The organism is Chlamydia sp. 17-3921 (assembly GCF_902705545.1).
Classification (GTDB): domain Bacteria; phylum Chlamydiota; class Chlamydiia; order Chlamydiales; family Chlamydiaceae; genus Chlamydia.
Window position 1 is genome coordinate 1 of the sequence record NZ_CACSHH010000004.1, and the last position, 12369, is coordinate 12369.

Genomic DNA, 12369 nt, shown 5'->3' on the forward strand with positions numbered 1-12369 from the left:
TTTTCCCAAGAAAAACAGAAGCCCCCTTCATTTTCCTTTTTCATTAATTCCTTTTTTTTTAGAATGTTATCCAAATCTTAGGCTGTACTAAAATTTGAGTCCTATCCATCCCAAGACTTATAGCAATTATAGGATTTGTTTACACTGAAAATAGTGTTCATCTGGAGTGACAATGACACAAAAAAAATCTAATAAAAATAAAGGTCCTCAAAGGCAACCTTCTGCCCAGAAACGCAGAAAGACTGCAGAAAAACGAAATCTCATAAATCAAAGTTTTAAGTCTAAAGTTAAAACTGTTCTCAAAAAATTTGAAGCAGCTCTAAAAACAGAAGATCAAAACGAGATTTCTCAAAATCTCAGCTCGGTATATAGCGTGGTAGATAAAGCCGCTAAAAGAGGAATTTTCAAAGACAATAAAGCCGCTCGAATCAAGTCTAGAGCTATTTATAAAATTAATGCTAAAGCATAGATTAAATTTTTATTAGGTAAGTTATGACATCTTCTGTTTGTACTAAATTAGGTTCTGTTCTTCGAGCCTGGTTGCCCATTTCGTGCACAATGGCACTAAATCATGTTAGAAAAGTATCCGTAAGCACATACAAAACTCTTAATCTTGTAGGCGATTGTGTAGACTTCACCTCTAGTTGCTCTATGTTAGCAAGAAGCCAAATAGCTTCTTATCAAGCAACACCTACTTTGGATAATAGTGCTGCAGATCTCTATCAACAAAGATTAGAAAATTTAGAATCAGCGTGTTCCATTGCTTCTGGTGTAAACAATTCTTTGAGTTGCATATCTCTATGGACACAGCTTTTCTCTGGAAGTTTAGTTTTTGAAACTTATGATGATGGCCAATTTATTTTCACTAAAAAACAAGACAAAGAAGGTAACGTCTCTTACTCAAAACAAGTACGTTCTCCTTTGAGTATTCTATCAAAAATTTGTCGTTTGGCATCGAAAACTGTTGGCATCAATAATTTCTTACAAGAAACGAGTGTAGTAAGTTTAGGAAACCATGCTCTTAGTGTTGGAAATAAAGTTAGTGTGGGAGCTTCCATGTTAGCTTCTGGATTTTCTTTAGTAGAAAATACTAAGGAAGTCTACTCTCATACTGTAGGTGAGAAAAGTAAAGAGGAGAATGTTCGTTCTCGATTCCAAGGATTACGGGATGCCGTGCTCGGACTCCTATGCGATTGTTTTGACTTAGTTCAAGCAATTTTAGGACTCATTTTTGAGTGTGCTCCAGTATTATTAGGAGTACATGCTGTTTTTATTTTAGGTATCGTTGGTATCCTTGGAGCCGCTTTCAATTTTGTAGCAGATTTTATTGGATAAAAAAACTTTATTCTATTTATATGTTCAATGCCTCGTTAGCATATGCTTGCGAGGCTTTTTTATGATTTTATGTAATGTTTCAGCATCAGCCCAGACAGAAATTTTATGTTTAGCTCGAGTGACTGCGGTATAAAGCAGTGAAGATTCAAAAACTTCACTTCCTTTAGGGAGAATCACAATAACCTCATCATATTCACTTCCCTGGCTTTTGTGTATAGACATTGCATAGTTATATGTATAATGAGAGAAAATATTTGCATCTATAGAGATACCTCTATCGAAAGCTAGTTTTTGGCTTTTCGGATACAGCATTCCAGTATCCCCATTGAATAATCCCCAAGTTTCATAACGATCTGAAATCATAATAGGAATAGGAAGATCTGGATTACATCTTTGTAATTCATTATGTATCAAAAAATTCAAATTAATATATCCCCAAAGACCAACCCGCATAGGGGAGAGTATACATAAACTTGTTTGAGGTTCTGACAAGGCTTGTTCGAAAGTTTTAGCAAAAGATTTCACAGCAGAATCAATTTTAAGCAGAGGAGTGAATGGAATTAATTGTCGCTTTAAAATTGCCTGAGAAAAATTTTGTATCTCCTCAGTTTTCGCTCTATAAGAAACTTTTAAATAAAATGTTCTATTTGGAAAGACGTCTATTAGCTCTTGTAGAGGGTTTCCAGCTCCAATTCCAATGGGAGGAAGTTGATTTACATCTCCTAAAATAATCATGCTTGTAGCTTGCAATACTCCCTCTTGGGAGTACCCTTGAAGAGTTTGAACTAAGCTGTAAAGTAAATTAAAAGTTACCATAGAGCCTTCATCAACTATTAGAACATCAACCACACTGAACTGATAATAAGCATACTCTTGCAAAAAACGGTGTATTGTTTTGACTAATATAGTTCCTTCAGGAAGATCATAATGAGAAAGGAGTTGAAGGAAATGAGAAGATACTTTTCCTGTTGGAGATACTACAGCAATACGAATTTTTGGATTTTTTTTAACTAAAGATAAAATAAATTGTATTGCTAAAAAAGTTTTTCCAGTTCCAGGTCCTCCACACACTATAGAGAAACAACTTTTGGAGACTTCTTTTAAAGTACGACATTGGATTTCTGACAAACTATTAGGAAATTTTTCTGGAAATGGAAATAAAGTAGTTGCCAAAGATAAAAGTTTCAATTTTTGGAATAATTTTACTCTCATATTATAAAGAGAACGTAAATATATCTTCTGATTATCTATAACAAATAGTTTAGATAATATACCTTCTGGAAGTTCTTTTAATCCTTGATACAAATCTTCTTCAGAAACCCCAGAAAGAGAGGGGGTGATGCGTCTTTCGTGTAAATAAAGAAAAGGGTGTCCATAACGCCATAAAGCAGAAGATATTGCCAAAAAGATAAAAGCTTTCTCAAAATTTTTTGGAGCATATCGACGAGCAAAGAGTATATCTAGAGGTACAACAATTTGTTGTTTTAACAGATTTTTAAGGAGTGTTGGAATGTTTTCTAGGATCTTTGACATATAGAAGAGGCGTTTCTTCTATCCTTTATAGCCAAGAATCTGATCTTTGGATAGATGTTTTTGACAAAGAGCCAAAGCTTTTTGAACTTTAGAATTACAGACTCTTTCCTGAGGAGAGAGAGTTTGGAAACAATTCCAAGCTTCTAAATAATGTTTATCTTCTACTAAGCATAACCCTAGCAAACGATAAACCGAAGAAGAAGGGGCTATTTTAGATAGCCACAAACAATAAAGACTACTTCTAGTATATTCTCCGTGAGAATACAAGTATTCCGCATCAGCAAAGAAATTTGCAATTTCTTCTTCTCCAACATGAACAGAAGATATACCAGTTTCTGTTATAAAATTATCTAATTTTAGTAATCGAGAAATAGAATGAAAATCTAAAGCTTGTTTATAAGCTTGTTTTATAAATAGAAATACCATGTTCTCACATTCTATATCATAATTAGTAAATTTTAAAATTAGGTGGAGTAAGCTTAGTGATTTTTCATCTTTACCACCCTCTTTCCAAAGATCTGTTGCTCCTTTTACTAAAAGACGAACTAACCGCTGTCTTCCAATGTCATAAGACTGTATAGATTCCCATAGATCAAGATAATTTCTTAATTTCGAAAATTGTTCATCTTCTTGTGAAAGAATGTCTTGTATTGTAGAGGAAGAGAGAGAAAGCTTTTCACTTATGGAGATATTTGGTTCCAATATTTGTAATAAAGATAAACATTGTTTAGCTTCGAATGTTTGTATCAATTTTGACTTCATGGATAACCAGGAGCTCAAAGAGAAGACTAACTCTTGCTTCAAGCTATTTAAATTAGATGAAGTAGTAAGTTCTTTACAAAACCAAACAGCGTTATCTAAATTTTCTAAAAAATCATCAACTAAAGGCTGTATTGCTAATTTAAGCTTTGGTTGAGGGTAAAAACGTAACCAAAACTCTAAAAGCTGTACAGAAGAGGCCCTACAAGTTTTAGGTAAAGTAAATAAATGTTTCATGAGTATGGAAATTAATTCTTCTTCAGGAAGAAGCTGAGTGTAAGGACAACATTCTAAGACATGAATTTTCTTTAAATAGAATAAAATCATATCGTAGTAATCTGGAAAAATGTGTTCCGATTTTGATAAATTAAGTTCTAAAAAATAACTCCGGCTTAATAATAACATTGTATAGTCATAAGTTCGTGTATTCCATTCTCGCTCTCGTTTCAAAAGTTTTTCTATAATTTGATGTAGGATCTCTCGTCCCTCTGGAAATCTTCCTATTTCTATAAAAGAGTGTGCGATAATGTGATCTAAAAAGAAGTCAGAAAATAATGTTCGTAAATTTACATTAAGCCAAGGAGAAGTGGCTAGTGATTCTTGTTTTCTCCAATCGGAGAAAAACTCTAGTACCTTACTAAAATTTTTCTGTTTATAAGCACATAGTGCTTTAAAAAAGGGAAGGTAAGCTGTGTTGGGAAGGTTTTGTTCTAATAGATTGAGTAAAACATTCATTGAGTTCACATCATCGAGAAAAAAACTATTAATAATGCGTCCACAAAAAAGTTCTTCCTGAAAAGAAATACTTTTTCCTTCTACTTTGTTTGCAATCTTAGTGAAAATTTGATCTGCTAGATCAAATCTTTTCTGTTTTTGTAAAGAAAACCCTTGAAAACATAAGGCCTGCAATTGCTGAGAAGAAGACAAGTAGTGTAATAGTGTCTCTTCTCCTTCACAATAATCTATATGTACAGCACCGGAATTTTTCTTCTCTAAAGAGCTCTTAGAGTGACATAAATAATACAGCCCACCTCCAGAAAAAAAACATGAAAGAAAAAAAACACTAAATAATATGTAGCGAAACATGAGGCTCCGTAGACCCTCCTAAAATCTTTGCTGATTGGCATGTCCAACCATTTAAAGCTAAATTATATATATAGAGTTGAGTTTATGCAAAATTTTTTTACATCAATAAAAACATAAAGGATCTTTGAAAAATAATTTATTTTGTATTACTTATAAAAAATATTAAATCTATTTTGATAACATATGTCTATGAGTAAAACTATACTACTTGTTACTGAAGATAATAAATTGTCTTCTCAATTAAAGGATTTATGTTCTCAAAGATCTGAATATCAACTTATAGTTTCATCTTCTTTTTCTCAGGAAACACCAGCTATTATTATTTTTTGTGAGTACTTACAACTTCCTAAAGACATCTTTTCTAATGAATATGCTTCTAAAGCAGATACCATAGTCTTGTTTGATTTTTTTCAAGAAGACTCTATAATAGAAGTCTTGAATCTAGGAGCTAAAGGATATTTATTACGTCCTTTTACAGCGAAAATTCTTGATGCTTTTATTCTAGCATCTTTGCGTCATCATCTATCTTTAAAACATGTGATTCCTGAAACTTTAAATTTCGGAGATCGAATTTTTCATGTTTTAAATTTAACAATAGATTATCCCGGAGGAAAAACCCTCTTAACACCATCAGAAGCAGGTATTCTTAAAAAACTCCTAATAAATCGTGGACAACTGTGCTCAAGAAAAGATCTTTTAGAAGAGATAAAAGGAAACATCAAAGAAATTATTTCTAGAAATATTGATGTTCATATTGCTTCATTAAGAAAAAAATTGGGTTTTTACGGCACTAAAATTTCTACAGTTCGAGGAGTTGGTTATCTTTTTGCTGCTGATGACTCTCTAGAATAAACTTCTCTTCATCAAGGGTTCTTTACTTCTTGTAAGTAAACCTTTTAATAGAGAAAATGCGTCATAATCAACTTAAAAATATTATGACAATTTTTGCTGCATCTTTATTTTCTCCTGAAGACTTTCTCTTTCCAGAATTAATATCTAAAGCATTTTATACATGGGATATCTTGTCTCTTATAGAAGAAATGTTGGCTTCTCATTTATTTTCAGGTATTCATGGTATTGTAGAATCAGGAGTTTTTTTAAAAAATGAAAGTCAGATAGAAATAGCTGAAAGTGCTTATATAGAATCAGGGGCTTATATTGTCGGTCCTTGTATTTTAGGTCCTCATACAAAAGTACGTCATGGTGCTTATTTACGTGGAGGAGTTATTACAAGTAGTCATTGTATTTTAGGACACTGTACAGAAGCAAAAAATGTTTATCTTGGCAATCATGCGAAAGCAGCTCATTTTGCTTACCTCGGAGATTCAGTTCTTGGTCCCGGAGTAAATTTAGGAGCAGGAGTTCGTTGTGCGAATTTCCGCTTAGACGGTCAAACTATAAAAATACAATCAGAATCTGAAAAAATAGATACAAAATGCCATAAAATAGGTTCTTTTTTAGGAAAAAATGTTTCTGTAGGTTGCAACACAGTGATTAATCCCGGGCATCATATTCCCGCTTACAGTAAGATAGGTCCTGGAAAAGTAGTTTAAATTTTTTATGAATATTTTAGAAATTTTTGATACATATCGTCCCTCTATTGAATCTGCTATTGAAAAATCTCTAGATGAATTTGGAGATCCTAAAGGAACACTTCGACTTCCTGTAGAATATGCTTTGAAAAGTGGTGGGAAACGCATCCGACCTTTATTGGTTTGTATGTTTGCACAAAGTTTAGGAAATGGTTGTGATGTTTTAGATTCTGCTTTAGCCGTAGAATTCGCACATACATCTACGTTAATTGCGGATGACTTGCCCTGCATGGATAATGACGATGAACGTAGGGGTCGACCGACTGTTCACAAAGTTTTTGGTGAAGCAACAGCTTTACTCGCATCCTATGCTCTTATTCCTGCAGCATATGCTCATTTTCGAATCAATGCTAAAAAACTTAAGCAAGTAGGCTATGATTCACAAACTGTAAATTTAGCTTATGACATTATTTCTGAGGTTACAGATAAAAATATTGGTTGCGCAGGAGTATTAGGAGGACAATATGATGATATGTTTTTCTCTAACAAAGGAAAGAAACACGTTCAATCTATTATGATTAAGAAAACTGGAGCATTGTTTGAAATAGCTTGTGTTGCTGGTTGGTTATTTGGTGGTGGAAATCCAGACTATCTTCCTCAAGTTATGAAATTTTCTCACCATTTTGGTTTACTATTTCAAGTAAAAGATGACTTTCTTGATTTCGAAAAAGATCGAAAGCAAATAGGCTTAAACTATGTTTTACTTTTTGGAGAAAATGAAGCTTTAGAGTTATTGGAAAACTCTGCAAAAAATTGCTTAAACCTACTTGACTTTCTTTCAAAAAATGGTTTGAAAAACCATTCTGAACTTGAAGCTCTCATAGATTTCATGCAAGTACGATTTTGTTAGTCTACTAAAAGAAATCTGGATGAGAGGATTTGAACCTCCGACCCCTTGCACCCCATGCAAGTGCGCTACCAGTCTGCGCTACATCCAGATAAAATAGTTTTTACAAGCAAGTAATTCCTTCAAATTGAAATTCACACTTTTGAAATTCTGTAACACCAATTTGAGCACATTTTTCTATTATTACCTCAAGAGAATCTCCAGAAGAAACATCTGCAGAGTCTATATCAACAGCTATTGATGCTGTGAACGATGCTCCTCCTTTTTCTCCTTTTACTTTAAAATTTACAAAAATTCCTTGTTTTGTTTTGGAAATATTTTTGAATCTAACTAAATTATTATCAATAAGACATTTCATTGCGGCATTCTTACTCCTAGAAAGGAATAAAAATAACAGTAGGTAGGAGTTCCTGTAAACGCAAAGATTCTATTTTAAAATTAGGGAGCAAGTTCTTTTCGCATTTCTTGTTGCATTCTTCCTAATTCAACATCAGAATAATCAACAAATTTAAAAAAGATCTCATACATAGGATTAAACTTAATTACTTCTTTCACCATATTAATGGCAATAATACGATAATTACGATGTCCTTGAGGCTGAGAGCGTAATTCACAAAGCCATTGAAGCGCCCGACCATTAATATGAAAAAACCAACGAATATTATGTGCCATTGGGACAACATATTGAGCTTCCTCAGGAAATTCCTGTGAAATCTCATTATATGCCTCACCAGCTTTCTCCATAGCCTCTCGGAAAGTTTTTTCCATAGGAGTGTCTATTAATTCTTCGGGAAGATTATAACCATAGTTTGTAGAAAGTAATTGTCTTTCTTGGGTTAAAATTCTATGACGTTGTAAATCCCTATAAATTCCGAAATCAGCAAGAACATCGAAGCAAAATTCTGCACATTCCAGCCCACGAGGAGACTTGTGTCGACGGTTTTCTCGACCGGAAGTTCCAGCTTCTAGTACTCTTAGAAGCTCTTCTGAAGACATATTACGACATATGTTTATTAATGAAGACAAAGATCGATTAGCGTATGGAAATAGAAATCCAGCTGCAACTTTATAAATTCCATCAGGATCTCCATATATAAGCTTAACTCCTGGTTGATTGAACTCTAGTTCTTCTTCTGAGGAGACTGTTTTAGCTAAGTTTTTAAGCTGATTTTTTAAATTCTGACGAAACATCATCATTGATTGATGGTGATTATGATGTGTTTCTGCACGACTTACAAACGAAGGTATTACCTTCATTAATTCAGTTAGAGCATTTTCTCCCAGAAGTCGAACTTCAGAAAGATTATGTCCTTGAAGCTTATGTAATAATGTTTGCCAAAATCTTCCATTACCAAAGAGCCCTAAGTTTGTCAAAGTAGTTGCAGGAAGTACTCCTCGAACACAATCTAAAACTTTAGCTCGCAAAGAAGTAGAGTATGCTGTTTCAGAAACCTCTAAAGGTCGAGGATAAAGTTTTTCAAAATAGGAACGAACTTGAGGAATAAGATTTGAGTATGTTTCGAATAGAAAATCACAAGTGTTCAAAAACACATCTTTAAAGGCTGATGTCATCAAAATAGGATCTCGGTAATATAAATACTCACCACGAACCTTTTGATCGAAATAAACGTATCTTGTGGATTTTTCTAAAGGAGATCCTCCAATACGAGCATCTTCTATAATTTTAGCAGCAAGAACAGAAACATTCTCTATCGCAAGATGAGCTCCACCAAGCTCTCCAACAGAATCATCTCCATACCCATCTAAAACTCTTTGATAAAAATCAGATGCTCCGTGAACACCTAAATCAAAAATAACACTGGGATCAATATCTTCAACATCTTCACACTTAAGAAACTCTTTTACAAGCAAAGAACGTAACCCCAGAACAGATCGAGAATATTTAGAAAATAATGCCCCTTTAACCACTTCTGGAAGGTTTTTCAAAGCAAAAACATTGGATTCTAAATTGGTTACAAAATTAGATAAATATTTTCTCTGATTATTCGAAAACTCGTGGTCTCTGGATAACATGAAAAACCTAGAAAATTAAAAAGCCTGCCATACATCAAAGAAAAACTAAACTCTTTTTAATGAAAAATTTCTGTTTAAAAAAGGTTGATCTTGTGTTTACAAATGTGCAATATCTATTCTTATTAACAAACTACACATCCTTTTAACAAAGTTTTAAACAGAAAAACCACCATTTTTTCTCTCTAAAAATAGAGTTTTAAACATTTTCCACACCCCCTAAAGAAGAAGATAATTATATAAATAATATATGTTCTATGTTTTGGTAATGTGGAAAACGATGAAGAATGTAAATAATGGATGTTTTAGCTCTCACACGAAGACCTAGAAGAAATCGAAGGACTGCAGCTATAAGAGACTTAGTTGCGGAAACTTATTTGTTGCCTCAAGATCTTATATGTCCTTTTTTTGTTAAAGAAGGCTCCAATGTACAAGAAGAAATCTCAAGCTTACCTGGAGTATATCGGTGGAGTATTGATCGTTTAATCAAAGAAATAAACAAGCTTTGTGAGTATGACTTAAAAGCTGTTATGCTTTTTCCTGTTGTCCCTAATAATTTAAAAGATTCTTATGGTTCATATTCTTCCAATCCTAAGAATGTCTTATGTCGATGTATTTACGAGATTAAAAAAGAATTCCCTCATCTTTGTGTTATAAGTGATATAGCTTTGGATCCGTACACAATACATGGTCATGATGGGATCCTTTCTAATGGAGAGGTTCTTAATGATGAAAGTGTTCGTATCTTTGGTAATATTGCAACATTACATGCTGAAATGGGAGTAGATATTGTAGCTCCAAGTGATATGATGGATGGAAGAATAGCTTATATTCGTTCTAAATTAGATCAAGTTGGTTATACGCATACCTCGATATTATCCTATAGTGTTAAGTATGCTTCTTTTTTATATCATCCCTTTCGAGATGCTCTTTCTTCACATGCTTATGGAGATAAAAAGAGTTATCAAATGAATCCAAAAAATGTTTTGGAAGCTCTTTTAGAAGTCTCTTTGGATGAAGATGAAGGGGCAGATATGTTAATGGTGAAACCTGCGGGTTTTTATTTGGATGTATTATATCGAGTTCGAAAACAAACAAAACTACCTTTAGCTGCATATCAAGTTAGTGGAGAGTATGCTATGATTTTAGCCGCAGTGCATATGGGGTGGTTAAATAAAGCTGATGTTTTGTATGAATCTTTGATAAGTATAAAACGTGCTGGAGCAGATATGATTATTAGTTACGCAGCACCTTTTATATTAGAAAAATTATCTATTCATAAAAATTTGTAGTTCTTTGAAGAACACGATTTTTACTGAGGCATAATAGATTCTTTCGCGTAAGCTTGTAAAGCCTCTTTGACTATAGAAAACATTTCTAGTTTAGAAGGATCTATTAGAGTGGGTAGAGAAAAATCTTCAGGACTGATTTCTAAAAAACCCAGTTGGCACGCAAGATCTAAATTTTTAGTGATAATAGCTTTTATTAAAGGAACTACAGGAATACGCATAGGCATAACCGAATCATAGATATCAGTATCTATTATAGGGCGAGTTTCACCATGTAAATTAGTATCAGGATTCATAAAAGCTTTTTTATTTTTAAAAAATCCAGATAAATAAGTTTTAGTAAATGTTATTCTATTAAATCCTAATCGTAAAAAACTGAAAGATAACCGTTTAGATGGTTTTGGGAGAATAGAAATTGTATTATCACGGAATCCTAAATAAGGATTTTCTTCTAAAAAGCATAAACGTCCGGTTAGAGGATCTCCCGTTATTAAAGAGTGGTTCTTCTCTATATTGTTGGGATTGACGAGACCAGAGATTTTAGCGCCTTTTGTTGTTATAATGTAATTACGAGATGTTGTTTTTAAAGCTGATCCTGCTAAAGCAACTATTTGTTTTTGTTGAGGGTAACCTTTTAAGAAAAAGAACCCAATAGAAAGAACTTCAGGAAAAGATATAGTAAACACAACATCCTTTTCATGAGTGATTGGGGCTATGTTATGAATGTGTACAGATGAGGATCCAGAAGGGAAGGGGCCACTGATTGTATGCAAGTGTGCTATAGAGTCAAGTTCTTGTGTTGGAAGAGGAAGGCAATCTCTAAAAATAATATGAGGACGTAAGCCAAATAGTTTTGCTATAGCCCTAACCCCAACAATAAAAACATAAAAGCCTTCTTCTTTAGAGGAAAATAAAGATAAATGTTTTTCTGGTGAAGGAACAAAGGGTCGGTTATCGGCAATGTTAATGAAAACATCCCTAGGTGTTTGTGTGGGTAGAGCGGGAATATCAAAAGGGCGCTGTTTAAAAAAAGAGAAAAGCCCTCTCTTTTTGAAAAGCTCTAAAAGCTCTTGGCGAGAAAGAGATTGTAAGTCGTTAGACGATTCTGAAATTTTTGAATTAGAGCTATTCTTTTTAATGAGAACATCTAGAAGAGAACGTTTTTCTCCTCGACGTATTTCTGTTACAACTCCTGAAACGTGAGAGGTTATAAATGTTCCTGGAAAATTTTTATATTCTACAATAGGAGTCCCTTGAAAAACTTCTTCTCCAAGACCAACTTTGACTTTTAGGGCTAAGAAATTAAAGGGGCGTAAATCAATGCTAACCGAATCTGGATTTATAGTCTGATAAATACCAGATTCTTTTGGAGCTCCTTGCAAAGATAAATCTATCCCCTTAGACACTATAATTTTCATGCCTCGGAATTATAGGTATTTTTATAAGGGAATCCAGTTTTTTTTCTTGTTTTTTTTAGTAGAAGAGACTTTTGATTTCTTTTGTTGCTGGTTGGGTGTTTCTTTCAAATCCTGAGTTACTTCATTAATCAAAGTTTCTGTTTCTTTTTTATAATCTTCGCAAGAAGCTCGAATATTTTCTAAAGCCAACCATTCCTCTGGAGAAAAATTGTCCGGATTGTTTGAAAAAACCTCCATTTGTTCTCGAGTCATTCCTGTTTGAGCAAGAATATCTTGAGCTCTTTTATCTAATTCTTGGATTTTTTCTTGTGTTTTTTGAATGAGGTATTCGTAGTCCTCTTGAGAGTCTGAAGTTAAAGCTGAACCAAAAGAGGGATCAAAGTCTATTTTATAAATGGTTAGGATTTGTTTTATAGAATCTATTATTTTTTGCGCTGATTTACTATTCATAACAACTCCTATTATTTTTATTTATTATA

The 12369-nt window shown here is 33.3% G+C and carries 12 protein-coding genes and 1 tRNA gene; 6 read left to right on the plus strand and 7 right to left on the minus strand.

The features are described from left to right. Positions 1–172 precede the first annotated feature (172 nt). On the plus strand, positions 173–469 hold the full coding sequence (rpsT, locus tag JMS40_RS01305) for a 30S ribosomal protein S20 (protein WP_201456484.1): 297 nt from the start codon (positions 173–175) through the stop codon (positions 467–469). Between the two features lie 23 nt (positions 470–492). Beyond that, complete coding sequence (locus JMS40_RS01310) at positions 493–1335, plus strand: hypothetical protein (protein WP_201456485.1); 843 nt, start codon at positions 493–495, stop codon at positions 1333–1335. A 24-nt stretch (positions 1336–1359) separates the two neighbouring features. Here JMS40_RS01310 and recD read toward each other — a convergent pair whose 3' ends face one another. Continuing rightward, positions 1360–2868: an exodeoxyribonuclease V subunit alpha gene (gene recD, locus JMS40_RS01315; protein WP_201456486.1), complete on the minus strand. Its 1509-nt coding sequence runs from the start codon at positions 2866–2868 to the stop codon at positions 1360–1362. An 18-nt stretch (positions 2869–2886) separates the two neighbouring features. Then, positions 2887–4713: a DUF1347 family protein gene (locus JMS40_RS01320; RefSeq protein WP_201456487.1), complete on the minus strand. Its 1827-nt coding sequence runs from the start codon at positions 4711–4713 to the stop codon at positions 2887–2889. Between the two features lie 183 nt (positions 4714–4896). Between JMS40_RS01320 and JMS40_RS01325 the strand changes: the two genes are divergently transcribed. The 3 genes from JMS40_RS01325 (at position 4897) to JMS40_RS01335 (ending at position 7155) form a co-directional block, all read left to right on the plus strand. Continuing rightward, positions 4897–5565: a response regulator transcription factor gene (locus tag JMS40_RS01325; protein WP_201456488.1), complete on the plus strand. Its 669-nt coding sequence runs from the start codon at positions 4897–4899 to the stop codon at positions 5563–5565. A gap of 83 nt (positions 5566–5648) precedes the next feature. Further along, the gene (locus JMS40_RS01330) at positions 5649–6266 is read left to right on the plus strand and encodes an LpxA family transferase (protein ID WP_201456495.1); all 618 of its coding nucleotides are present in this window, start codon (positions 5649–5651) and stop codon (positions 6264–6266) included. Positions 6267–6273: 7 nt separating this feature from the next. Beyond that, a complete protein-coding gene (locus JMS40_RS01335; protein ID WP_201456489.1) occupies positions 6274–7155 on the plus strand; it encodes a polyprenyl synthetase family protein in 882 nt (293 codons plus the stop codon). A gap of 14 nt (positions 7156–7169) precedes the next feature. Here the strand turns inward: JMS40_RS01335 and JMS40_RS01340 are convergent. The 3 genes from JMS40_RS01340 to JMS40_RS01350 all read right to left on the minus strand — a co-directional run bounded on the left by JMS40_RS01340 (position 7170) and on the right by JMS40_RS01350 (position 9186). Continuing rightward, positions 7170–7243 (minus strand) — tRNA-Pro (locus tag JMS40_RS01340). Between the two features lie 12 nt (positions 7244–7255). Then, positions 7256–7510 carry a hypothetical protein gene (locus JMS40_RS01345; RefSeq protein WP_201456490.1) on the minus strand — a complete coding sequence of 85 codons (255 nt, stop codon included), beginning with the start codon at positions 7508–7510 and terminating at the stop codon, positions 7256–7258. A gap of 80 nt (positions 7511–7590) precedes the next feature. After that, complete coding sequence (locus tag JMS40_RS01350; RefSeq protein ID WP_201456491.1) at positions 7591–9186, minus strand: FAD-dependent thymidylate synthase; 1596 nt, start codon at positions 9184–9186, stop codon at positions 7591–7593. 293 nt (positions 9187–9479) lie between these two features. Between JMS40_RS01350 and hemB the strand changes: the two genes are divergently transcribed. Then, positions 9480–10475 carry a porphobilinogen synthase gene (hemB, locus tag JMS40_RS01355; protein ID WP_201456492.1) on the plus strand — a complete coding sequence of 332 codons (996 nt, stop codon included), beginning with the start codon at positions 9480–9482 and terminating at the stop codon, positions 10473–10475. 20 nt (positions 10476–10495) lie between these two features. Here the strand turns inward: hemB and nqrA are convergent, their stop codons facing one another. After that, positions 10496–11890, minus strand: coding sequence for an NADH:ubiquinone reductase (Na(+)-transporting) subunit A (gene nqrA, locus JMS40_RS01360; protein WP_201456493.1), 1395 nt, complete (start codon positions 11888–11890; stop codon positions 10496–10498). A 21-nt stretch (positions 11891–11911) separates the two neighbouring features. Continuing rightward, positions 11912–12340, minus strand: a complete 429-nt coding sequence (locus JMS40_RS01365; RefSeq protein WP_201456494.1) for a hypothetical protein — start codon at positions 12338–12340, stop codon at positions 11912–11914. Positions 12341–12369: the final 29 nt, after the last annotated feature.